Below are 22,380 nucleotides of genomic sequence, written 5' to 3' on the forward strand. Positions count from 1 at the left end.
CTCGTCTTCCAACGCCTTCAGCCGCTTGGCTTCTGAAGGCTCCATGCCGCCGAACTTCGCCTTCCAGGCATAGAAAGTGGCGCCGCTGATCCCGTGCCTGCGACAAACCTCGGCGGTCTTCGCGCCCGCCTCCTGCTCCCGCAAGATCGCGATGATCTGCTCCTCTGTGAACTTCGATCTCTTCATGTCCGGTCCTCTCCTTGGGCCGGACTCTAGCATCAGATGGACGAGTTATCGGGGGTCACAGCACTGGCACCAAAGGGCCCGGCCGCATCTGGAGAGCGGCCGCCTCGTTGAATGTCTGTCCGACTGGTGTCAGGCTGAGGATTGGCTTTATCTCTACTATCCATCGCGCAGGCACATGTCGGCTGGCCTGCGCGCGTTGGTTGAGGCCTTGCGCGCGGGAGTTGGTGCAGGATGAATGGATTGGCCCCCGATTGTGCCTGGGTGTTCAGTCCCGGGGTCTGATCGGTCGGATACGGAGGGGATACGCCCCGGCACCCCGGTCGGAAGGCTCGCGGCAGGACGGAGCGTTACGACAAAGGCCGTTACAAGCGCCGCAATCGGATGGTTATCATGTTTGGCGGACGGAAGGATCGGCGCCGCGTCGCCACTCGCCAAGACTGGTGCACCAAGCCCTTCCTCTCTGCCGTCGCCCTCGTCGCAACCGTCATGTTCTGGCGGCGACCATCAAAGAGTCTGGAGCCCTCCGTCCTGTTCGGCTGTGAGACGGGAAAGGCCCCGGATCCCGCACAGAAGAATGCTGCGGCACTACGAGATTCGAAGTTCCCCGGCAGACTTCTCCCTTGGCCTGGCACTTTGCGGCGGCGGCCCGGAATTGCGGGCCAAGGCGTTCTCGGGCAGCGGCGCAGCGCTTCCCCAGAACTCCGCGACGGTCGGCCCGCGGTGGGCATGGTGGATGAGCGCGTCACGCATCTCATGGAGCCAGACGCCGCGGCCCATCCTCGTGTACCACCTCTGGGCATGCCGCAAATCCGCGTCGGGCTGAAACCAGATCCGCCAGATCGCCCTTGGGCGCAGCTGCAGCACCGCCTCGATCAGTTTGACCCAAAGGAACACGCGCCAAGCGGGAACCTGTGGCGTTTCAAGGACCTGGTGCTTGTAGTCCCAAAAGCGCAGATCGGTCCGGATGACCCGACGATGGGCAGATTGGCCGTGGAACGGCGTCCAGCGGTGGGGCGTGGCATAGACCGACATGACCTGGTCGGGATCATAGCGCAACAGATGGCGCAGCAGCCGCCAGTAGTCGGCATCCGTCTCCTCCTCGAAACCGACGGCAAAGTTGCAAAGCCCGATCATCCCGTTTTGCCGCAAAAGCGTGATCGCCTGTTGATCCTTGGCCCGCGTGCCGCCCTTGCGGACGGTTTGCAGCGTCGCCTCGTCGGTCCCCTCAAGCCCGAGGAGAAAGCGCAGGCAGCCGGCCCGCCGATAGAGCGGCAGAAGATCGGCATCGCGCACGATGTCATCGGCCCGTGTCGAGCCGATGATCCGGACCGGCACGTTCTCGGCCACCAAGGCGTCAAGGAAAGCCTTCCAGGCCTTGCGCGACGAGGTGGGATTCTCGTCCGCCAGGTTGACCAGCTCAACCCCCTTCTCGCGATGCAGCCAGGCGATCTCCTTGGCAAAGACCACCGGGTCGCGGTGACGCCACTGGGTCCAGAAGCCCCGCTGGCCGCAATAGGTGCAAAGATGCGGGCAACCGCGCGAGAACTGCATCACCACGGCGCGCTTGCCGCCCCAATAGGAGTGGTCCGCGAAATCGATCAACTCCCACCCCGTCCGCGCGGCCTCAAGATCGCGGATCATGGGCGCGGGGGCAGTGGCGAAAGGTCATCCGGCCTGGCGAAAGGCTATTCCCCTGACCTCGCCAAGCGGCGCCCGGGCGGCCAGGGCCGCAACCAGAGCCGGCGCCGTCTCTTCGCCCTCGCCCCGCACGATGACGTCGATCTGCGGCGCCTCCTGCAGGATGTCTTGCCAATGGTAGGTCGGAAAGACCCCGCCGTACACGATGGTCATCTCTGGCCAGGCCAGGCGGACGGCGGCCGTGATCTCCAGGATCACTGGGTGCGCCGAGGTCGAGCCGGAGTGCCCAACAAAAAGCATCTCGGGCAGGTCTGCGGCCAAGTCGGAAAGGATTTCGCGCTGCGTCATCGGGGCAATGTCGGCATTGATCAGCCGCACCTGATGGCCTGCGTCGATCAGCGGGCCACCGATCCGCAGCAGACCCAGCGGAGGCAGAAGCTCCCCGGGCACCCGGCTGCCAATTGCGCGGTGCGGCGGATTCAAAAGGACAATTTTCGGCAATATGCACCTCAAAGTTGTCCGCACGGTGCCAGTTGGGATGTGGGATGTCGACCGGAATCCAAGGCGTGTCCCGCCCGCCTGCTCCAAAAGGCAGACCTCAACCGACCCGTTTCGTCGTGGCAATCGGGAATGCCGCGCCGGGGCGCTTTGGACCGGAAGGGGTCCGGGCCAATTTTTGCAGCGTGGCGCAGCTTGCGGCGGTCACTGCGGACGGGGATCGCCGTACCCGTGACGGCAGGCCTCGCTGGAAATCAATGGGCCAGAAAGGTCCACACCGGCATGACCGGTGTGGACTTCCTGTGCCGCAGGGACCTGGGAGAGATCCAGCCTCAGGGCGCGATGTTCTGGTTGACCCTGAAGACGTTGTGCGGGTCGTAAGCGCGTTTGACCTGCACCAGGCGGTCATAATTGCTGCCGTAGTTGGCGCGAACCCGTGATCCGTCGTCGTCGTCCATGAAGTTCACATAGCCGCCAACCTCGGAATGGGGCGCCACCGCATCCGAGTAATCACGCACCCATTTGGTATTGGGCGCGTCATCCTTCGGATCCTGCGACCCGGCAATGATGACCATGGAAAAGTTGGCATCGCGATGGCCGAAGGCCGTGGCATCGGGAGCAACCCGGTGGCACGCGCCGTTGATGGGGTAAAGGTGCATCGTCGAACAGGCGTTCGGCGCGTTCGGGCCATGCTGGACATGGGCCGCGATGGCATCATCCGTCAGCTCCTTGACGAAATTGCCCTTCCAGTACTGCCGCAGCCCGGTCGGGAACAGCCCGTCAAAGGCTGCGTTGATCGCGGGGTAGGGGACGGGGCCCACCATCTCGGCCTTCACCTCGGCAACGTCATGGAAGACCTTGAACTGGCGCGCGCCCTGGGCGGGATCGCCCGACCAGCAGGCCACGATCGCGGCAAACATGTCGCCGTGGCGGTTTTCGGGGATGAAGGGCAAAGGAGGCGCGATCTGGAAGGCCGGAAACGCGCCCATCTGTTCCGGCGCGTTCTTGATATAGTCCCGATAGAACCGCAGGATATTGGCCGCCTCGCTGACCTCATAGAACATCGGCCCCCAATGGACGGTCTTGACCGGCTGAAGCTTGTATTCCAGCGAGGTGCAGACCCCGAAGTTGCCGCCACCGCCGCGGAGGGCCCAGAAGAGGTCCGGGTTCTCGGTCTCGCTCGCCACCACCATCTTGCCGTCCGCCGTCACGACATCGGCCGACACCAGATTGTCCAGCGAAAGCCCGTGGCCGCGCGTCAGATAGCCGATGCCGCCGCCCAGCGTCAGACCGGCAATCCCGGTGGTCGAGATGATGCCGCCAGTGGTGGCAAGGCCAAAGGCGTTGGTCGCGGCATTGAAATCGCCCCAGGTCGCCCCGCCCTCGGCCCGCGCCGTCTTGCCGTTCGGATCGACCCGCACCCCCCGCATGCGCGACAGGTCGATGACCACGCCGCCATCGTTGGTGCCGAAGCCCGGGCCGCTGTGCCCACCGCCCCGGATCGACAGGTCATGCCCGTTGTCTCTTGCGTAATTGACCGTGGTCATCACGTCGCCGGCGTTCATCACCCGGACGACGACGGCGGGGCGTTTGTCGATCATGCCGTTATGGACCGCTCTCGCGCAGTCATAGTCGGCATCGCCTTGGACAATCACGTCCCCGCGCACCAGTTCACGGAGTTCATTTGGTGTCTTGGCACTCATTGCATCCTCCTGAATTGTTTGTGGTGGGCTGCCCGCCGAGCGGCAGCTTTCCCTGGAATGTCAGTAAGGTGGCTGTTGGGCACAGGCAGGGCGCGACCGGGGCCAGGAAACACAAGAATCGTTCGCGATGCTGCGTCCAGAATCCAATTCTAGCACGCATGCAGCTCTTTGCATGCATCGAGATTCAGGCACCGCTATCCGGCCAGACGGTTCCCCTTGTCCCGTCCAACGGCAGGCTTGTCGCCCCGGGTTTGCTGCTGCGGTCCCCTCCTGGAAGGCAAGGAAGCACCATGAGACAGGCGCGTCACGAGAAGGGCACGACCAAGCAGCCTGTCGCCGGATCAAAGCTGCGCGGGGTTCATGCGCGGTTCGATACAGAAGAGCAGCGCCACAACGTGACCCGAGCCTCGGCTGGTGAAATCTCCAGCGATTTCCGGTCGTCAAAAGCTCATCAGGATATCCGACGCGGTCAATTGGGCATGATTGGCAAGGACCAGCACCAGAATGCGTTCGGCGGCACCGCTGCCATCTTGATCAAAGTAGAGATTGCCCGTGGACCGGTCGTAAATCAGCCGGTCCGAGTCATCGACGGTCGCGCCGGGGCGGATCTCCTTGAATTCGTCCGCGTAAAGGGGGCCGCTATGGTACAGGTTCGGAAACGACCAAGAGCGGTTCAAGACGATCCTGTCGACCCCGTGCACGAAATCGATAACGGTATCCGAGCTTTCCGCCAGGATTCGGCCGTAGGTGCTGGATCCAAACATGAAGTCGTCACTTCCCGCGCCGCCTATCAGGGTGTCGTGCCCGTCGCCCCCGCCCAGCGTGTCGGCGCCCCCGCCGGTGGTGACCAGATTGTCCAGGTCATTGCCGTAGGTCCGGGAACCCAAAACCTTCGTGCCGCTGCCGGACATATAGGTATTCTTGATCGCCTCAACATTGGCGAAATAACCCAGATCGAAGTAGGTGGCGACGATTTCGATCGTGTCAAAGCCGCCATTCACCTCTTCCACCGCGACGTTGGGCGCTTGCGACACCCCGCTCAGCAGCAGGTAGGTGTCGTCCCCGTCACCGCCCATCAGGGTGTCGGTGGCGCCATGATAGGCGACCAGCGTATCATTTCCGCTTCCGCCCAGCAGACTGTCGTTGCCATCGCCGCCACCATCCAGCCGGTCATTGCCGTCCATCCCGTACAGCGTGTCGTTGCCATTGGAGCCGAAGATCACATTGTCCCGAGCGTTGCCGATCCCGATGGCTGAAAAGGATGTGCCGTCACTGTAGTTCCTGTAACTTGTGTGCAGATAAAGCTGCTCGACAAAATCGGGTATCACATAGGTTCTGTCCGCCGGATCGTCGGGTTGACCAGGACTGCCCGTGAAATAGACCTCCACCCGGTCATTGCCGCCATGGGCCAATTCGACGATCTCGCCCTGCCCGTCGGTGATCACATAGAAATCATCGCCCTTGCCGCCCTCTAGGCGCACATCCGCATGATCGGCGTCCAGCGTATCATTGCCGCCCATGCCTTGAAGGGTCGTGTGGCCACTGCCGGATGCTCGCATGTAATTGGCCTTGGCCGACCCCACACCCAGGGCATCCCCATCACCCCACATGCTCAGATTCTCGACCGAACCGCTCAGGGTCCAGCTGGCGGCACGGGTCACGATGGTGTCGCTCCCCTGTTTGTCCAGCTCGACAATGGTGACGCTGCTGTCATCGACATAGTAAACGTCGCTTTTGTCTCCCCCCACCAAGGTGTCCTGGCCCGCTCCGGTCAGAGTATCCTTGCCGTCCAACCCCTTGAGCAAGTCGTTGCCGTCGCCCCCGGTCAGGACATTCGCCTTCTCGTTGCCGATGCCGATCAGGCCACCCGGGCCCTCGGCCTGCACCCCCTCGAAGGGGCCGGAGATCGTCCAGGTCGCGAAAGTGGTGATGATCGTGTCGATGCCCTGGGTCCCCGTCTCGACAACCACGTCCCCGGCGGAGTTGATCTCGTAGGTGTCGCCCCCCTCGCCGCCAACCATCAGATCGTCGCCCACCCCGCCGATCAGTGTGTCCGAACCCGCCCCGCCGTAAAGCGAGTCATTGCCGGCGCCGCCGTCCACGTTGTTGCCATCTGCGGAACCGGTGTAGCGGTCGTTGCCCTCCAGAAGCTGCATCGTGCTTTCCATGCGCAGGCGGCTCAGGTAGGAAAAATCGATCTGGTCCGCCGCGGCAGAGGCCAGGATGCGGATATCGCCCAGCACAGCAAGCTGGTTGATATTGGCTGTGGCGAACCAGCGGATCGAGTCGTAGGTCACCGTCGCGATCGTGCCGCCCGGCGCCAGTTCGCGCCCGATGTCCAGCGCATTGCTGCCTCTACCGGCATCGAACTTGTCGCCAGCCTGCCAGTCATCGAAGTACAGGTGATCATCCCCGTCACCGCCATAAAGCGCGTCGATCCCCGTGCCTGCGGCAAGCTGGTCGCCGCCGTCATTGCCGTAAAGGGTGTCGTTGCCTTCGCCGCCCGAAATGTTGTCTTGGTTCGACGCGCCCTTGAAGAGGTCATCGCCGGCGCGCAGGTCGATCTTGTTCACGTAATACCCGGTCTCCGGCACGAACTGCTGGTACACCATTCCCGTCATGTCCCAGACGTCGCCTTCGGAGGTGCCGTAAAGAGTGTCCGCGCCGAACTTCGCGCCCTCAAACCCCGAGCCCGATGAAAGGTCCAGCCTGTGGAAGACAAGTTCGGCGCCGGGCTCAGTCAGCTGGAAAATGATCAGATCCCGGCCGCCGCCGCCGTTGAACGTGCCGCCTGCGATCGTGCCATCCACGAGGATGAGGGTGTCTTCGCCGTCGCCAAGCTCGACCCGGTCGTTCCCGTCCTGAAGCCGGACGATTTCCCTGCCGTCACCGCCAAGGAAAGTGTCGCTCCCGCGGCCCAGATCAAATTCCACCGGATTATTGAGACCGCCGGAACCGGTGTGTCCAACCGTGGTGCCGGACAGGTCGAAGAGATTGTCATCATCGCTGCCGAGCAGCTTGATCCCGGATCCCGGATCCAGCAGGAAATATTCCACCGAGGCTGCGGAATTGAGGATGAGCGAGGAGAAATGGACTTCCGTGAAGCCCAGCTTGAACTCGTCGCTGATCACCACGATGTCGAGACCGGCGCCGCCTGAGAAGGTGTCCAGCCCGGGCCACTTGTTGGCGATCAGGAACAGATCGTCGCCGTCCCCGCCATAAAGCCGGTCACGTCCCGCGCCCCCGACAAGAATGTCATTGCCGGAACCACCAGACAAGACGTCGTCGCCCAATGACTGGGCGTTATACTCGTCGCCGAACAGAAGGTCGTCGCCATAGTCGCCGGACAATATGTCCTTGCCGCTCAACCCCCAGAGCGTGTCCTCCCCGCGGCCCGAGGTGATGTCGTCCCGGCCCGACGTGCCGTAGATTTCCGCCGATCGCAGCGCGAGCTTGGAGCTGAAATCAATCGTGCCGGCCCTGCTGAGGGCCAGTTGCACCGAGGAGACGCTATCGGTGCTCGACACCTGAATTGTGTCGTAACCGTTGAATTTCTCCGCAGAATAAACCGCCCACTTGCCAAGGGTGTAAAGGGTCGACATCCAAAATTCCTCGTACGAGTCATACCAGCAAAAGCCGTTGCGCCTACCTGAGCAGGTTCCGGCAAATTGGCAACAAACTTATCTCCCGGCTGCACCGATTTCGCCCCACTCGACGCCAGGTTGCGCCCGACCTTGCGCGGCATCCGCCGCCGGTGCGTCAGGGCGCCGCGCGGAAGGGATCGCATTCGTGACAGGGCAATTCCTGCAGCAAGGGCGAGGTTCGGGGTTTGTCGGGCGGATGGCGCCACGGTCGGCTAGCGCGCGGCGCTATGCGGCCAAGGGAGATGCCTGAGCCCGCCCCCGAAACACATCCGTCCCGGGGAAGCCTGACGGCCCCCCGAGACAGGATGCGTTCTGGGCGGGCCGTCTCAGCGACGGGCGATCACAGCGGCTGGCGATTCCGGGCGAGCTTGCGCCGCTTGCCGAAGAAAGGCAGCGAAAGTGTCGGGGTCAGGCCCTGCAGGACGGGGCGGGCTGCGTTGGGCTGGCTTCTGTAGCTCGGGTCCTTGCAAAGCTCGGCATGGGCGTCATTCAGAAAGCGCGCCGGGACCTGCGGGAACAGGTGGTGGACCAGGTGGTAAGAGTCGTTGCGCGGGAAAAACACCCAGCGCACCGGCCCGGGCGCCAGGACATTGCGCGTCGCCTCAAGTTCATCCTTCGCGCCAACCAGCCCGGCATGGTCAAGGCAGTCGGTCCAGAAGTTCAGGGTCGGATAGATGTAGAACAGCGGCAGGATCACGAAGAAAATCGTGGTCAGCGGGGCGACAAAGACGCCCAGAGCCATCAGCGCCAGGAAGGCGACTTTCAAGGCGACGAAGAACCGCCCGTCCTCCGCCGAAAAGTTGACCCCCGAGTACACCCGCAGGTGACGGCCCAGCAGCGGCACCGCCACGAGGCGCAACATGGTCCGCGGCGTCAGCGGTTCGTGCAGGCCGAATTTCTCGATTACCGCGAACTCGGCATCGCTTTCGTAGTCGCCATTGTATGCATGGTGCGACAAATGATCGGACCGGTACTTCTTGAAAGTCTTCATCAAGAGCGAAGTGCACAGACGCCCGATCGCCACATTGTCGTCGCGGTGATCGGAAAAGGTGGAATGGCAGCATTCGTGAACAATGTTGTTGATGCCGCGCAGACGCGTCCCGATGAAGACGGCGACTGCGGCCATCGCTACAACCGACCACACCGTAACCGGGCGAGAGAGCAGGTAATTTCCAAGCCAGACCGAGGCGACGATCACGGCGAGATAGGCGAAGACGATTGCCCATGCCACGAAGCGGTCATACCGCCGCATCCCCGAAAACCGACCCATGTATCTTTTGCGCAGTAGTAAACCCGACATTCCAGCCCCCAAGCTTCTTTGCCACATTGTACACAATTAGGACACTTTGTGAACGCAATCGGAGGAATGTTCTGGCCGAATCAACTCAACATCAGGTTGGCTTATGCGGAATTAGACTTGTCGCGCCGCACGTGTTATTTCATAGAGGATTGGCCAATCATAGCATTAGCCGAACTTATGAAGAGAGCCCTGACATGTTGCGCTATGACTACGATTCCCTCACGGTTCTGGCCGCTGTCGTGCGCGAAGGCAGCTTCGAAGCGGCGGCAAAATCGATCAGCGTGACCCAATCGGCGATCAGTCAGCGAATCAGGCAACTGGAAGAAAAGGTCGGCGCCGTCCTGATCACGAGGGGGCGGCCCTGCGTTCCGACCGACGCCGGACTGCAGCTTTGCCGGCACTTCCAGCAGGTGGCGCTGCTGCAGCAGGAACTGGGCGAGCGGATGAATGCGCTGGTCGGCGGTGGCGAGGCGACGACCGCGACGATCCGCATTGCGGTGAACAACGACAGCCTGGCCACCTGGTTTCCCAGCGTGATCCACCGCGCGACGCAGGAACTCGCCATCCGCGTCGACATCCTCCCCGACGATCAGGAACATACCGAGGACAGCCTGAAATCGGGCGATGCCCTGGCGGCCGTCACCTCGCTTGAGACGCCGGTGCAGGGATGCCGCAGGATCTCGCTCGGCTCGATGGATTACATTGCCGTGGCGGCGCCCGAGGTGTTCCGCACCCGGTTCGCCCGCGGCGTATCGCTTGAAACGCTGCGCGGCGCGCCCTGCCTCGCCTTCAATCACAAGGACACCATCCAGGCCCAATGGATGACCCTGTGCTTTGGCGAGTCGGTGCCGATTTCAACGAATTTCGTGCCGTCCTACGAAGGCTATATCTCCTGCTGTCTGAACGGCACGGCCTGGGGGCTGGTCCCCAGGACCGAGCGGTTGGCGACGCTGATCGCGCGCGGCGCACTTGTGGAACTGAGCCCGGGCAAGGAAGTGAAGATCTCCCTGCATTGGCAGGCGAGCAACCAGCCCAGCGACATCCTCTCGCGACTGGCAGACATCGTGCAGGAGGAGGCCAAAGAGCATCTGTCCTCCGACCGGTTCCGCCCCAAATAGGGCCTGATGGTCGGACCTCGGCCGGATCGCATGCTTAGCTTTCCGTGGCCCCGAGGTGATCCTGCCCCGGGGGCTGCGCGCCCGCGCCCCCCAACCTTCGAAGGGCCGCGATTGCAGAGGCCCAAGCATCGTCATTTCAAGATCGTATTTGCGCCACATTGACCGTGAAAATGGTCCGGGCGCGGGACTGTATTTCCGCGCAACAACCGAAGTTGGCGTGAGGAATTCAGCGGTATGATTTGGCACAATTTTCAGCATGGGGCGCGGCGCCAGTCCGGCGGCCTTCAGGACAATCCCTGGATCCGCGAGTCCTATGAGTCCGAACTGCCGCTGCGGTCCGCCAGCTTTGCTGCGGCCGATGCGCATGATCAGGGCGCGCTTGTCCTGCGCACGCTGATCGAAGATTTCGGCGGCGAGGCGACCGGCATCACCCTGACCGGGCGCATGGTGGCGACGGCCCTGCCCCAGACCACAAGGTCGGCCCGCGTCCAGATCCTCGCCCTGCTCGCCGACCTTGAAACCTCCGGCGCGCTGACGCTTGAGGACCTCGACGGGACGGACGTCATCGCCCGGATCACAGCGGAGGGCGCGAGCCGCGCCTATGCCAGCCGCGCCTATGGCAGAACCGCCTCCCGGGCACGGTGAGGCGCCAAGCCCCCTTGGCCCAGACCCTGTTCCAGCGCGCCTGAAGGCGTGCTGACCTGGCTCCCCGCATTCGACCTCTTGAAGAGGCCGGGCGCCCTCGGTTCAGCCGGTCGCAGGCAAGCGACCGTCAAAGCAGCGCGCTGGGAAGGGTTGCAGGATCAGCCGCCCGGCGCAACTTCCGTCGACTGGGGCGTGTTGAGACCGCCAGCCGCAGGAAAGCCGCGGCTTCAGGCGGTCTCGTTCGCAGCGGTCTGCTCAAGCGGGCCATTGTTGAAATAGCGCTGCGTGATGGCGAACAATGCAATGACTTCGCTGGAATCGAGCTCCGGGAAGCGGTGCTGCCGGTCAAGACGGATCCTGCCATCCTTGCGAAGCTGAAGCGACTGGATCGCGCAATTCCGGCCGGCGCGGGCTTTCTGGGTCCATTGGTTCTGCAATTTCTCGTCTCCTTTCATGCGACCGAGGAGGCGTCTGTGCTCACATCGATAATTAAAAATTGCGTTGAATCATGGCGAGAATTAGACACAGATTCTTGATATCTATCGCCATTTCTTATGCTACATTAGTGAAATTGGGAGGCGGACGGTGGAGCAGCCGAGCCGTTTTCCCGTAAAGCAGGAGATTGCCGTAATTCGGACACATTGCCTTGTAGAATGTCCAAGTCATGCCGTATTTTTGCGGATTTTCCTGAATTCGACCAGAATATTTCTGCATCGTCCGCCAAGAGTTTCCAATTCATGATCACTTCGTTTCGGTTTTAGGTATAAGAATGGCGGACAGACGATCCCTTGCAGGCAATTCGGTCTCATTTCCCGGCATGATTCACCCTCCGCTGCCCGCGATATTGCGGCGGGAATCGTGCCGCCCTGCCCCGATTTGGTGCGGTTTATGAGCACCGCTTCCATCGCGGTGCCGGCGGAAGGTCCGCGCGCACCGCATCCCAAGAATGATCATTACGCGATCACCGCGGCGCGGGTGACAGCCCGCTTGCCCAAGGGTGGGACACAGGCATCGCCCACCGCGCGGAAAAAAAGCCACCCCACCTCTCGGATGATGGCAGCAGCCCGCTGCGTCGGCTTCCCAGTGCGCGCCGCGCTGTTGTCTGGTCCTGCTCAGGACCAGGGACGCGCACCGCGCACTTGCGCGGGCGCGGCCCGGCGGGCGACCCCGCGGCAAGGCTCTTCCGCCGATTCTCGGGTTCCGATGGTCGGACCCGCCAAGCCGATCGGACGGGCAGACTTGCACGGCGAAGCCGCCCGTTTGCCCCGTTTTTGCCACAAAATCGGCCCCTCGCGCCAAATGGAAACGGAGTGTTTCCAGATTGGCGACAGTCAAAAGAGGGCGTTTTTCGCCCGGAATACACTCCAACACCATGATATCAAACGATATCACCTGCAAGCTGACATAGCGTCGCATCTTGTGACCTGAAGCCCCGCCCCGCCGATAAGAATTGAAAGTAATTTTTTCTAATGCTAGATTAGCCATACTAATTAGCGACAGTTTGGGAGTGGCTTGCAATGTTCATCGCGCAAAGTGCTGTAAAGGCAATCTCGATTGCAGTGGGCATGGTCCGTCCTGCAGCGCGTCCGCTGCAACGCCAGCTTCCGACCCCTCGCAACGCCGCCTGGACCGTGCCCGGCTTCCTAGGGCAAGCGCGTGTGATGACGCCGTTTGGCGCGCTCCCCATCGAGGTGCTGCGCGTCAACGACCCGATCCGCACCGTGACCGGTCGAATCCTTTATGTGCGTCGCATCCAGCGCGTCGGCCTCGATGATGCGTTCCTGGAGCGTCACCCCGAAGCCCAACCGATCAAGATCGCCACCGATGCCTTCGCTCCGGGTTTCCCCGAGCAGGACGTGTTCCTGTCGCCGGGGCAGGAACTGTCGCTCGCCATGGGAAGCATGCCGATGCAGCGCGTCCGGGCCGGCGACATCAAAGGCAACCGCAACGTGTCCTGCGCCCCGCAGGAAGCGCTGGTCTATTACAGTATCGAGCTCAGCGAATCCGCTTACGTCAATGTCGAAGGGCTGCCGGCCCTGATCCTGTCCACGCCTTCGGTGCAGCAGGATGACGAGGATTACGAAGAAGACTACGAAGATTGAGGACAACCGCTGCGCGGCCTTGCCAAGGCCGCAGCCCCCATCCCGACCTTGACGCGGCGGTTAGGCCGAGCCACGGCTCTGGCCGCAAAATCGTTCGGAAGGGCAAGAACCACCCCTCTCAGTTGCCATCACACGCCAGATGTCGCAGCCTCTGGCTTCGCGCCGATGTCTCCCGGCGCAACCGATACCGATTTCAGCACCGCGAAGACCGGGCTTCCGACCTGCAGCGCCAGATTGGCCGCCGAGCGCCGGGTGACGCGGGCCAGGATCAGATCCGCCCCCAGCCGCATCTGCACGATGGCCCCCGGCCCCTCGCCCATCCGCAGCGCCGTGACCGTGGCGGGCAGGATGTTCAGCGCCGAAAGCCCCTCGGGCCGGGTGTTCGACAGGATGATATCCTGTGCCGCGATCCGCACCCGCACCTCGGCGCCGATGGCCGCGTTGACCCGCGGCAGCCAGATCGGCCCGGCGGAACTCATTAAACGGGTCAGCCCATCATCCTCCTGCGCCTCGACCCGGGCCGACAGGATCGAGCCCGCCTCGCGCAGGCCGACCGCGGTGACGATGGAGGGGTCCGAGAAGACTTCGGCCACCGTGCCGGCCCGCAGGACCCTGCCCGCCCCGATCAGCACCACCCTGCCGGCCAGCCGGGTGATCTCCGAGACGGAATGGCTGACGTAAAGGATCGGAATGGCCATGCTGTCGCGCAGATGTTCGATATAGGGCAGGATCTCCGCCTTGCGGGCCTCGTCCAGGGCGGCCAGAGGCTCATCCATCAGGAGGATCTGCGGGTTGGCCAGAAGCGCCCGGCCAATGGCAACCCGCTGACGCTCGCCCCCCGACAGGGTGGCGGGGCGGCGGGACAGAAGCGGGGCGATGTCCAGCATCGCCACGACCCGGTCAAAGGATACCCCCTCGGCCTTGGGCGCGAACCAGCGGCCATACGCCAGGTTCTGCCGCACGTTCAGATGCGGAAACAGGCGGTCGTCCTGAAACACATAGCCAATCCTGCGCCGATGCGCCGGCAGGGTCACAGCCTGCGCCGTGTCCAGCAGAACCCGCTCACCATTGGTGATCCGCCCGCGTTCGGGCCGCAGCAGGCCCGCCACCGCATTGATGACGGTCGATTTGCCCGAGCCAGAGGGGCCGAACAGCGCCGTGACCCCCGGCCCCGCCTCGAAAGCAAGGTCGAGCGTGAAGCCCTTGAACCTGTGGGCCAGTGCCACCGAAAGCGTCATGATCCCGCAATCCTGCGCGCGACGGCCCGGCTGACCCATTCCGACAGGATCAGCGCCGCCATGGCGACAAAGATCGACACCAGCACCAGCCGGAAGGCCTGCGGATCGCCGCCCGGCACCTGCAGGAAGGAATAGATCGCCGAAGGCAGCGTCTGGGTCTGCCCCGGGATGTTGGAGACGAAGGTGATCGTGGCCCCGAACTCGCCCATCGCCTTGGCAAAGGCCAGAACCGCGCCGACGATGATGCCCGGCAGGATCAGCGGCAAGGACACCGTGACGAAAACCCAAAGGGGCGAGGCGCCAAGCGTGCTCGCCGCCTCCTCCAGCTTGGGGTCGACCGCCTCGATCGACAGGCGGATGGCGCGCACCATCAGGGGAAAGGCCATCACGGCAGCGGCCAGCACCGCCCCGGTCCATTTGAAGGCCAGCACGATGCCCAGCATGTCCAGATACTGCCCGACAAAGCCCTTGCGGCCAAAGGTCAGCAACAGAAGATACCCCGTCACCACCGGCGGCAGGATCAGCGGCAGATGCACCAGCCCGTTCAGGATCTGCTTGCCCCAGAACTCTCGCCGCGCCAGCACATGCGCCACCAGAATGCCCAGGGGCAGGCTCAGGACCGTGGCCCAGAACGAGACGCGCAGCGACAAGGCCACCGCGCGCCATTCATCGGGAGAGAACCAGTCAGGCATTCGTGTCCTTATTTCAGGACCTTGAAGCCCTGCGCAGTGAAAACTGCCCCAGCAGCATCGGAGGAGAGGTCATCCAGGAAAGCCTGCGCCTCGGGTGCAGTGCTGGTAGCAGTCAGTGCCGCAGGATAGATGATCGGCTTGTGGCTGTCTTCCGGGAAAGTCCCGACCACGGCCACCTTGTCATCCGACACCGCGTCCGAGGCATAGACGATGCCATAGGCCGCCTCGCCGCTGTCCACCAGCTTCAGCGCGGCGCGCACGTTGTCGGCCTGGGCGACCTTGGGGGAAACGGCCTCCCAGAGGCCAAGGTTGGTCAGGGCCTCTTTCCCGTATTGGCCCGCCGGCACCGAATCGACCAGACCCATCGCAAGCTTGCTGTCGCCGACCAGAGCCGCCAGATCGAGGCCCTTGCCGATCTCCACCGGCGCCGCCGCCTTGTCTGCCGCCACCAGGATCAGCGTGTTGCCGAGCAGGGTCTTGCGGCTGTCCGGTTTGATCAGCTTGGCATCGGCCAGCGTGTCCATCCACTGTTTGGAGGCCGAGATGAAGATATCCGCCGGGGCGCCCTCCTGGATCTGCTTGGCCAGCTTGGCCGAGGATTCATAGGAAATCACTACCTTGTTGCCGGTGGACTTCTCCCAGTCGGAGGCAATCGTATCCAGCGCGGTCTTCAGGCTGGCCGCGGCAAAGACGGTGACCTCCGCCGCCGAAGCGAGGCCGGGAAGGGCCAGGGCGGTGGAAAGGGCAAGCGCCAGCAGGGTGGCTCTGCGGGTCAGGAATGTCATGGGGTCCTCCGGGCGACGATATGTTTCGCCGGATATATCACGCAGGACCGCTTCAAGATGCAAGCGCTATTTCTGCGCGGAAATATCCCTCAGCATCGCCTTGAGCGCCCCGATCTCCGCCGCCGCCGCCCGCGCCGCAGTTTCTTCGATCGACCGGAACAGGCGCAGCATCTCCAGACCGGCCTCGGTCACCCGCGCCCCGCCGCCACCCGGCCCGCCCCGGGTGCTTTCCACCAGCGGGTCGCGAAAGGCCGCGTTCATCTCTTCGACCAGCATCCAGGCCCGCTTGTAGCTCATCTTCATCTCGCGCCCCGCGGCCGAGATCGAGCCGGTTTGCCGGATCCGATCCAGAAGCTCGGCCTTGCCGGGGCCAAGCATGGCGTCGTCCCCGAAAAAGATCCGAAGTTGCAGGCGGGCGGGGCTGGATTGGCTTGGCGCGGTGTCACTCATGGCGCCAAGGTTTCGCCAAACCGCCTGCATTGCAAGCGGCATTTGCGCCCGGCCGGGTAGTGCCGGGCCCTGCCTCCGCCCCAGAATAGGGTTGCCATGATGGGCCGGACCTGCGATATTTCTTATTATACATATCGCATGACACGGTCGCCCGCACCGGCCCGACAAAAAGAGACAGCCATGATTTCCGCCAACCTGACCAAATTCTACATCAACGGCGCCTGGGTGGAACCCCTTTCGGCGGAGCGGCTCGGCGTCGAGAACCCCGCGACCGAAGAGATCGTGGCCGAAGTGGCGCTGGGTTCGGCCGCCGACGCCGACCGTGCGATTGCCGCGGCCCGGGCGGCCTTTGATACCTATACCGTCTGGCCGCTCGCCGACCGCATCGCCCTCCTGAAGCGGGTGCTGGCGATCTACACTGAAAGATATGACGACTTCGCCCAGGCCATGCACACCGAAATGGGCGCCCCCATCGCCTGGGCACGCGAGGCGCAGGCCTGGGCGGGTCAGGTCCATATCGAAAGCACGATCAAGGCCGCCGAGGACATGGCCTGGGAATATGACCGTGGCACCACCCGGATCGTCCACGAAGGCATCGGGGTCTGCGCCCTCATCACGCCGTGGAACTGGCCGATGAACCAGATCGCCTGCAAGGTCGCCCCGGCCCTGGTCGCGGGCTGCACGATGGTCCTGAAACCCTCCGAAATCGCCCCGCTCTCCGCCGCCCTCTTCGCCGAGGTCTGCCACGCGGCGGGCGTGCCGCCGGGGGTCTTCAACCTTGTCAACGGCACCGGGCCCGAGGTCGGCGCCCGGCTTTCCTCGCATCCGCAGGTCGACATGGTCTCCTTCACCGGCTCGACCCGCGCCGGCATCGCGGTGGCCGCCGCCGCCGCCCCGACCGTCAAGCGGGTGGCACAGGAACTGGGCGGCAAGTCGGCCAACATCATCCTGCCCTCCGCCGATCTGGCTCAGGCCGTCACGGCCGGGGTCGAGGGCTGCTTTGGCAACGCCGGGCAAAGCTGCGACGCGCCGACCCGGATGTTCGTGCCCCGCGCCCGCCATGACGAGGCCCTCGCCGTCGCCCGGGATGCCGCCCAATCCGCCGTCCCCGGCACCATGATGGGCCCCCTGATCTCCCGCGCCCAGTTCGAGAAGGTCCAGCGCCTGATCCAGGCCGGCATCGACGAGGGCGCCACGCTGGTCACCGGCGGCCTCGGCCGCCCGGCCGGCCTCAACCGCGGCTGGTTCGTCCAGCCCACCATCTTCGGCGGCGTGACCGATGAGATGACCATCGCGCGGGAGGAGATCTTCGGCCCGGTCCTGTCGATCCTGCCCTATGACACGGTGGATCAGGCGGTGGCCTCGGCCAACGACTCGCCCTATGGCCTTGCCGCCTATGTGAGCGGTCCGGTCGCGGAGGCCCGCCCGGTGGCCCGCAGGCTCCGCGCCGGGACGGTGAACCTGAACTACCCCGCCTGGGACACTTTCGCCCCCTTCGGCGGCTACAAGCAATCCGGCAACGGCCGCGAATATGCCGATTGGGGCATCCATGATTTTTGCGAGGTCAAGGGCATCGTCGGCTGGGGCGCCTGACGTGAAAAGGGTGGGATTGCACGCGTGCAATCCCACCCATCCATTTGTTTTTGCTTATAAGTCCTGATTTCATCAGGACTTTGTTAACCATGATCCGCACGGATCAGCCCGGGGCAGAAACGCCCGCCCCAGACACCCAAGCCACGGCCGCTCCCCTTACGGCCTGGCCAACTCGCGCTCCAGCGCCTCGCGGATCAGGCGCTGATAGGGAAGACCGCGCTTGGCCGCCCGTTCCTTGATCGCCTGCATCAGCGCCTCCGGCAGGCGCATGTTCACCCGGGCGGATTTGAGCGAGGTCTCCCAGGAGACCGGCTTGAACTGGCTGAAATCGAGGTCGGAAAGGTCCTGCGCGGGGAAATCCTCCGTCTCGGCGTCAGTGGTCATGGTCGGGACGGTTTTCATGGAGATCACGGGTACGGTGAGGATTTATTGCCAACCGTGCGCCCCATCGACCAAAATGGTGCGCATCCTACAGCTTGTTTGTTGCCGAAAGAATGGTCTGGTTCAGACTCAGCCTGCGGTGCATCGCGAGCAGGTCGGAATTCAACATGATATCATCGGAACTATCAATTGAAATCGCACCCTCCGAAGCAAGAGAAAATAGAATACCTTGGGCTGTGGCAAAGTTTAACCCCGCGACCCTTGCTACGGCAGCTTTAGCACTCTCGAACGAAACATACGGTCCGCTGGGTCTCGCCGACGCTAAAACTGCAAACACTCGCGCGATAACATCATCTGCGTTAGATTCAGGGAGAACAGAATTTATAAAAGCGATCGCGCCACCAAGATTTTGAATTCCGTCGGTCACACCTCGTATTTCTTCAATTAGATGCCCCACCGGGCGATTCCTAATTCTATCAAGCTCTCGTTCCGCCTCTGAGAGTTTCAGGCGCAGGTTTGCAATTTCCGCTTCGGTGACAGGATTTACGATGTTCTCAGCTCTCACCCAGCCGATTCCGGGCTTCTGTTTGATCAGTTGAACAATTGCTCGCGATGCCACTCCTGCGAGGACATCTGGCGAAGAAAAATCCTTTGTAACCTTCTGCTGAACTTTTCCTCGAAACGCCTGCAACTTTGCAATCTTGACAGCTTCTTTCTCAGACTTACCTACGGGCAAAGACTCCAAATTATGGTGTAGGAAACCAATAATAGGTTTGCCCTTTTCAACCGCGTAGTCGTATTCCATTTCAGTGTAACTGATGCCTGTGCTCGGGTGTTCGCTTCCATAGCGCCCAGCCGATATAACTAAATAGTAGTCACTTTCGTCAATGATTCTACGGATCAAGGTCCAAGCATCATCGTCCGAAGCAGGGAAAAGCTCCATGCCTGCAGGAATACAATCCAATTCAAGAAGCGCACGAATCAATTCCTGCCTTTCTTCATGCAGATCCAAATAGGTCGAGCTGATAAAAACTTGATATCGCTTATCCAACATTCTACCGCGTGAACTTCTTATACTTCACCCGGGTCGGCTCGATGCTGTCCGGCCCCAGACGGCGGACCTTGTCTTCCTCATAGGCCTCGAAGTTGCCTTCGAACCATTCGACATGGGCATCGCCTTCGAAGGCGAGGATGTGGGTGCAGAGGCGGTCGAGGAAGAAGCGGTCGTGGCTGATGATCACGGCGCAGCCGGCGAAGTCTTCGATGGCGGCTTCGAGGGCTTGCAGGGTTTCGACGTCAAGGTCGTTGGTCGGTTCGTCGAGGAGCAAAACGTTGCCGCCGGATTTGAGCAGCTTGGCCATGTGGACGCGGTTACGCTCCCCGCCCGACAGGCTGCCCACCTTCTTCTGCTGGTCGGTGCCCTTGAAGTTGAAGGCGCCGCAATAGGCGCGGGAGTTCATGTCGAAATCACCCAGCTTGATGATTTCGGCCCCGCCGGAGACTTCTTCCCACACGGTCTTGTTCGGGTCCAAGGCATCGCGGCTCTGGTCGACGTAGGACAGCTGCACCGTGGTGCCGAGGGTCACGGTACCCTCGTCCGGGGTTTCCTGGCCGGTGATCATGCGGAACAGGGTGGATTTGCCGGCGCCGTTCGGGCCGATGACGCCGACGATGGCGCCCGGCGGCACGGTGAAGGAGAGGTTCTCGATCAGCAGGCGGTCGCCCATGTGCTTTTTCAGGCCCTCGACCTCGATCACCTTGCCGCCGAGGCGTTCGCCGTTCGGGATGATGATCTGGGCGGAGGTGGCGCGTTCGCGGACGGTCTGGGTCGCCATCTCGTTATACTTCGAGATACGGGCCTTCTGCTTGGCCTGGCGGGCGCGGGCGCCGGCGCGGATCCATTCCAGTTCCTTTTCCATCGCCTTCTGCTTGGACTTGTCCTCACGCGCCTCTTGTGCGGCGCGTTTGGCCTTCTGCTCCAGCCAGGCGGTGTAGTTGCCCTCGTAGGGAATGCCGCGGCCACGGTCGAGTTCAAGGATCCAGCCGGTGATATCGTCGAGGAAGTAGCGGTCGTGGGTGACGACCAGGATGGTGCCCTTGTAGTCGATCAGGTGCTGCTGCAGCCAGGCGATGGATTCGGCGTCAAGGTGGTTGGTCGGTTCGTCTAGCAGCAGCATTTCGGGGGCCGAGAGCAGCAGCTGGCAAAGGGCGACGCGGCGGCGTTCGCCACCCGACAGGGTTTCGACATCGGCATCATCGGGCGGGCAGCGCAGGGCCTCCATCGCGACGTCGATCTGGCTGTCGAGATCCCAGAGGTTCTCGGCGTCGATCTCGTCCTGCAGGCGCGACATCTCGTCGGCGGTCTCGTCGGTGTAGTTCATCGCGAGTTCGTTGTAGCGGTCGAGTTTGGCGACCTTCTCGGCGCAGCCAAGCTTGACGTTGTCGCGCACGTTCAGCTTGGGGTCGAGAACCGGCTCCTGTGCCAGATAGCCGACGCGAGCGCCCTTGGCGGCCCAGGCGTCGCCGGTGAAATCGGTGTCGATGCCCGCCATGATGCGCAGCAGCGTCGATTTCCCCGAACCGTTGATGCCGACCACACCGATCTTCACGCCGGGCAGGAAGTTCAGCTTGATATTCTCAAAGCACTTCTTGCCGCCCGGATAGGTCTTGGAGACGTTGTCCATGTGATAGACGTATTGATAGCTGGCCATGTGCACTCTCCATCCGGGGGTTGGCGCGTATGTAGCGACTAGGAACCTGCGCTGCAACGGTCCGCGGGGGAGGTCGGGGGACTGCGCGCAAGAAAACTGCGCCCCTTGACCGGGCAGAGGGGCAAAGACAAGCTCGCCCAGTCAGGATGAGGTGATTTATGCGTGCGATTGTTTTGAGTCTTTGCCTTTTGCCCGGCCTGGCCATGGCCGAGGATTTCACTGTCCAGAAGCGGGGCAACACCACCTACATCACCACGGTCGGCAATCTGGCCCCTGACCGCGATCCGGGGTGCATCTCCCTGGCCGAGGCGGATGGCAGGTTGAGCCCGCCTGACCTGACGCTGGGGGTGATCCATTGCCTGAAGCAGAACCGGGTGGCGGATGCGGCTGACCTTATGGTCTTGATGCTGGCCAGATCCGACTTTGACACCTACCGGGTGACGGACAAGACCGCCTATGACGCGGGTCGGGTGCTGACGTTGGAGCTTTCCCAGTCGATCTTGCTGGAGGATCGAACGGCACTGCGGGTTGCCTTGGCGGTGGTGCAGAATCCTGGCAGCCCGGAGTTTGCCGGGCTATGCCAGCGGCTGCGGGCTTCCGGGGTTCCCGGGCATGATCCGGGTTACATGATCTCTCACGGGATGGGGGCGTTTTCGGGCACTCAGGATGCGCCTCTGGTGAATGGTTTCGACGCGGCTGTGACTTGGGACACGGTTTTGAAGGATTTCATGCATTGCTCGGCTTGAACGCTATTGGCTGCCGCAAGCGTATCGACGCGGCGGCGCTGGAGTAATGCCGGAGCGAACCGCCCTGTCAGAGCCGCTTCTCAAACCAATGCGTGGAGGGAAATGGCGAATAGGGGGCGGTGTCGGACCAGCCTTCGGCGCGGTAGAGGGCGATTGCTTCGGGGAGGGCGGCGTTGGTGTCGAGTTTCAGGCGTTTGTAGCCCAAGGTCCGCGCCTCGCCCTCGATGGCGCGCATCAGGCGGCGGGCGAGGCCCTGGCCCCGGGCATCGGGCGAAACCCAGAGGCGTTTGACCTCACCGGTTTCGGCATCGAGGCGGCGGAGGGAGACGCAACCGATGGGGAGATCATCGCTCCAGGCGATCAGGAAGGCGCCGTGGGGCGGGCGGTAGGTTTCGGCGTGGGGGTCGGGCAGCGGGAAGAGGTCGGGGGTGACGCCCTCGATCTTGTCGCAGAGGATCTGGAAATAGAGCTTCAGGCAGGCGATGGCAGCCGGGTCGTCGGGGTCGACGGCGCGGATCTCGGTCTGGGACTGGTTCAGCACGGTGGCGATCAGGTCCATCGCGGCCAGAAGCGCCTCGGTCTGCTGCGGGGCACGAGCGAGGGTCTGGCGGGCGCGGGCGATGTTGAGCGCGTCATAGGCCGCAATCTCGGCCTCGCCCGCAGGCGTCAGACGGGCGATGCGGCGGCGGCGGTCGGCGGGGTCGGTGGCCACGGTGATCAGCCCTTCGCGTTCCAACCCGCGCAGGATGCGGCTGGTCAGACCGGAATCAAGCTCCAGTACGGCGCGGATATCGGCCACGTCGGTGCCTTCCCGCGTGGCCCGGTGCAGGACGCGGGCGACGCCGAGCGGTCGGCCCCGCCCGAGATAGGAGCTGTCAAGCGCGCCAACCTCGCGCGTGACGGCACGGTTGAAACGGCGGAGGCGGGCGATGGGATCCATGATGTCAGAC

Annotated in this window: 20 protein-coding genes and 1 pseudogene; 6 read left to right on the plus strand and 15 right to left on the minus strand. The window is 63.0% G+C overall.

Features of this window, described 5'->3' with window-relative positions; translation table 11 throughout:
- Window positions 1-186, minus strand: a 186-nt coding sequence (locus AC1DVR_RS21200; RefSeq protein ID WP_478002611.1) for a transposase, incomplete at its 3' end; no start/stop codon positions are given.
- A gap of 297 nt (window positions 187-483) precedes the next feature.
- On the opposite strand from AC1DVR_RS21200, the pseudogene AC1DVR_RS21205 reads away from it, so the two are divergent.
- Window positions 484-681: pseudogene (locus AC1DVR_RS21205) on the plus strand (IS5/IS1182 family transposase); the annotation flags it as partial.
- A 90-nt stretch (window positions 682-771) separates the two neighbouring features.
- Here the strand turns inward: AC1DVR_RS21205 and AC1DVR_RS21210 are convergent.
- From AC1DVR_RS21210 to AC1DVR_RS21230, 5 genes are all read right to left on the minus strand, one after another.
- On the minus strand, window positions 772-1,788 hold the full coding sequence (locus tag AC1DVR_RS21210) for a radical SAM protein (protein ID WP_478002612.1): 1,017 nt from the start codon (window positions 1,786-1,788) through the stop codon (window positions 772-774).
- 63 nt (window positions 1,789-1,851) lie between these two features.
- The gene (locus AC1DVR_RS21215; RefSeq protein WP_478002613.1) at window positions 1,852-2,274 is read right to left on the minus strand and encodes a cobalamin-dependent protein; all 423 of its coding nucleotides are present in this window, start codon (window positions 2,272-2,274) and stop codon (window positions 1,852-1,854) included.
- A gap of 380 nt (window positions 2,275-2,654) precedes the next feature.
- Window positions 2,655-4,025, minus strand: coding sequence for an FAD-binding oxidoreductase (locus AC1DVR_RS21220; protein WP_478002614.1), 1,371 nt, complete (start codon window positions 4,023-4,025; stop codon window positions 2,655-2,657).
- 440 nt (window positions 4,026-4,465) lie between these two features.
- Window positions 4,466-7,627, minus strand: coding sequence for a calcium-binding protein (locus AC1DVR_RS21225; protein ID WP_478002615.1), 3,162 nt, complete (start codon window positions 7,625-7,627; stop codon window positions 4,466-4,468).
- Between the two features lie 382 nt (window positions 7,628-8,009).
- Entirely contained in the window at window positions 8,010-8,900 is an 891-nt protein-coding gene (locus AC1DVR_RS21230; protein WP_478002616.1) for a fatty acid desaturase family protein, read from the minus strand.
- A gap of 263 nt (window positions 8,901-9,163) precedes the next feature.
- Here AC1DVR_RS21230 and AC1DVR_RS21235 point away from each other — a divergent pair, with 263 nt between their 5' ends.
- Together AC1DVR_RS21235 and AC1DVR_RS21240 are read left to right on the plus strand one after the other, a co-directional pair.
- The gene (locus tag AC1DVR_RS21235) at window positions 9,164-10,087 is read left to right on the plus strand and encodes a LysR family transcriptional regulator ArgP (protein WP_478002617.1); all 924 of its coding nucleotides are present in this window, start codon (window positions 9,164-9,166) and stop codon (window positions 10,085-10,087) included.
- 234 nt (window positions 10,088-10,321) lie between these two features.
- Window positions 10,322-10,732, plus strand: a complete 411-nt coding sequence (locus AC1DVR_RS21240) for a hypothetical protein (RefSeq protein ID WP_478002618.1) — start codon at window positions 10,322-10,324, stop codon at window positions 10,730-10,732.
- A gap of 227 nt (window positions 10,733-10,959) precedes the next feature.
- On the opposite strand, the gene AC1DVR_RS21245 is transcribed toward AC1DVR_RS21240, so the two are convergent.
- Window positions 10,960-11,169, minus strand: a complete 210-nt coding sequence (locus AC1DVR_RS21245; RefSeq protein WP_478002619.1) for a hypothetical protein — start codon at window positions 11,167-11,169, stop codon at window positions 10,960-10,962.
- A 1,080-nt stretch (window positions 11,170-12,249) separates the two neighbouring features.
- On the opposite strand from AC1DVR_RS21245, the gene AC1DVR_RS21250 reads away from it, so the two are divergent.
- Window positions 12,250-12,834, plus strand: coding sequence for a Hint domain-containing protein (locus tag AC1DVR_RS21250; RefSeq protein ID WP_478002620.1), 585 nt, complete (start codon window positions 12,250-12,252; stop codon window positions 12,832-12,834).
- Window positions 12,835-12,962: 128 nt separating this feature from the next.
- On the opposite strand, the gene modC is transcribed toward AC1DVR_RS21250, so the two are convergent.
- From modC to AC1DVR_RS21270, 4 genes are all read right to left on the minus strand, one after another.
- Entirely contained in the window at window positions 12,963-14,072 is a 1,110-nt protein-coding gene (gene modC / locus AC1DVR_RS21255; RefSeq protein WP_478002621.1) for a molybdenum ABC transporter ATP-binding protein, read from the minus strand.
- Window positions 14,069-14,764: a molybdate ABC transporter permease subunit gene (gene modB / locus AC1DVR_RS21260; protein WP_478002622.1), complete on the minus strand. Its 696-nt coding sequence runs from the start codon at window positions 14,762-14,764 to the stop codon at window positions 14,069-14,071. The genes modC and modB overlap by 4 nt, the downstream gene beginning before the upstream one ends.
- A gap of 8 nt (window positions 14,765-14,772) precedes the next feature.
- Window positions 14,773-15,549, minus strand: a complete 777-nt coding sequence (gene modA, locus AC1DVR_RS21265) for a molybdate ABC transporter substrate-binding protein (protein WP_478002623.1) — start codon at window positions 15,547-15,549, stop codon at window positions 14,773-14,775.
- 66 nt (window positions 15,550-15,615) lie between these two features.
- Window positions 15,616-15,927: a winged helix-turn-helix domain-containing protein gene (locus AC1DVR_RS21270; RefSeq protein WP_478002624.1), complete on the minus strand. Its 312-nt coding sequence runs from the start codon at window positions 15,925-15,927 to the stop codon at window positions 15,616-15,618.
- 252 nt (window positions 15,928-16,179) lie between these two features.
- Between AC1DVR_RS21270 and AC1DVR_RS21275 the strand changes: the two genes are divergently transcribed.
- The gene (locus tag AC1DVR_RS21275; RefSeq protein ID WP_478002625.1) at window positions 16,180-17,592 is read left to right on the plus strand and encodes an aldehyde dehydrogenase family protein; all 1,413 of its coding nucleotides are present in this window, start codon (window positions 16,180-16,182) and stop codon (window positions 17,590-17,592) included.
- 156 nt (window positions 17,593-17,748) lie between these two features.
- Here the strand turns inward: AC1DVR_RS21275 and AC1DVR_RS21280 are convergent, their stop codons facing one another.
- The 3 genes from AC1DVR_RS21280 to ettA form a co-directional block, all read right to left on the minus strand.
- A complete protein-coding gene (locus AC1DVR_RS21280) occupies window positions 17,749-17,994 on the minus strand; it encodes a CopG family antitoxin (RefSeq protein ID WP_478002626.1) in 246 nt (81 codons plus the stop codon).
- 67 nt (window positions 17,995-18,061) lie between these two features.
- On the minus strand, window positions 18,062-19,027 hold the full coding sequence (locus tag AC1DVR_RS21285) for a DUF4062 domain-containing protein (protein WP_478002627.1): 966 nt from the start codon (window positions 19,025-19,027) through the stop codon (window positions 18,062-18,064).
- A 1-nt stretch (window position 19,028) separates the two neighbouring features.
- On the minus strand, window positions 19,029-20,684 hold the full coding sequence (gene ettA / locus AC1DVR_RS21290; RefSeq protein ID WP_478002628.1) for an energy-dependent translational throttle protein EttA: 1,656 nt from the start codon (window positions 20,682-20,684) through the stop codon (window positions 19,029-19,031).
- Between the two features lie 158 nt (window positions 20,685-20,842).
- Here ettA and AC1DVR_RS21295 point away from each other — a divergent pair, with 158 nt between their 5' ends.
- Complete coding sequence (locus tag AC1DVR_RS21295; protein ID WP_478002629.1) at window positions 20,843-21,430, plus strand: hypothetical protein; 588 nt, start codon at window positions 20,843-20,845, stop codon at window positions 21,428-21,430.
- 67 nt (window positions 21,431-21,497) lie between these two features.
- On the opposite strand, the gene AC1DVR_RS21300 is transcribed toward AC1DVR_RS21295, so the two are convergent.
- Entirely contained in the window at window positions 21,498-22,370 is an 873-nt protein-coding gene (locus AC1DVR_RS21300) for a bifunctional helix-turn-helix transcriptional regulator/GNAT family N-acetyltransferase (protein WP_478002630.1), read from the minus strand.
- Window positions 22,371-22,380 lie beyond the last annotated feature (10 nt).

It is taken from the genome of Rhodobacter sp. P2_H5 (assembly GCF_056403335.1).

What these genes read in the sequence shown, in the direction of transcription:
- AC1DVR_RS21285 (WP_478002627.1), bottom strand. Translation starts at nt 19,027, where the DNA reads ATGTTGGATAAGCGATATCAAGTTTTTATCAGCTCGACCTATTTGGAT.
- modB (WP_478002622.1), bottom strand. Translation starts at nt 14,764, where the DNA reads ATGCCTGACTGGTTCTCTCCCGATGAATGGCGCGCGGTGGCCTTGTCG.
- AC1DVR_RS21235 (WP_478002617.1), top strand. Translation starts at nt 9,164, where the DNA reads ATGTTGCGCTATGACTACGATTCCCTCACGGTTCTGGCCGCTGTCGTG.
- AC1DVR_RS21295 (WP_478002629.1), top strand. Translation starts at nt 20,843, where the DNA reads ATGCGTGCGATTGTTTTGAGTCTTTGCCTTTTGCCCGGCCTGGCCATG.
- AC1DVR_RS21240 (WP_478002618.1), top strand. Translation starts at nt 10,322, where the DNA reads ATGATTTGGCACAATTTTCAGCATGGGGCGCGGCGCCAGTCCGGCGGC.
- modC (WP_478002621.1), bottom strand. Translation starts at nt 14,072, where the DNA reads ATGACGCTTTCGGTGGCACTGGCCCACAGGTTCAAGGGCTTCACGCTC.
- AC1DVR_RS21280 (WP_478002626.1), bottom strand. Translation starts at nt 17,994, where the DNA reads ATGAAAACCGTCCCGACCATGACCACTGACGCCGAGACGGAGGATTTC.
- AC1DVR_RS21275 (WP_478002625.1), top strand. Translation starts at nt 16,180, where the DNA reads ATGATTTCCGCCAACCTGACCAAATTCTACATCAACGGCGCCTGGGTG.
- modA (WP_478002623.1), bottom strand. Translation starts at nt 15,549, where the DNA reads ATGACATTCCTGACCCGCAGAGCCACCCTGCTGGCGCTTGCCCTTTCC.
- AC1DVR_RS21220 (WP_478002614.1), bottom strand. Translation starts at nt 4,025, where the DNA reads ATGAGTGCCAAGACACCAAATGAACTCCGTGAACTGGTGCGCGGGGAC.
- AC1DVR_RS21250 (WP_478002620.1), top strand. Translation starts at nt 12,250, where the DNA reads ATGTTCATCGCGCAAAGTGCTGTAAAGGCAATCTCGATTGCAGTGGGC.
- AC1DVR_RS21270 (WP_478002624.1), bottom strand. Translation starts at nt 15,927, where the DNA reads ATGCTTGGCCCCGGCAAGGCCGAGCTTCTGGATCGGATCCGGCAAACC.
- AC1DVR_RS21300 (WP_478002630.1), bottom strand. Translation starts at nt 22,370, where the DNA reads ATGGATCCCATCGCCCGCCTCCGCCGTTTCAACCGTGCCGTCACGCGC.
- AC1DVR_RS21225 (WP_478002615.1), bottom strand. Translation starts at nt 7,627, where the DNA reads ATGTCGACCCTTTACACCCTTGGCAAGTGGGCGGTTTATTCTGCGGAG.
- ettA (WP_478002628.1), bottom strand. Translation starts at nt 20,684, where the DNA reads ATGGCCAGCTATCAATACGTCTATCACATGGACAACGTCTCCAAGACC.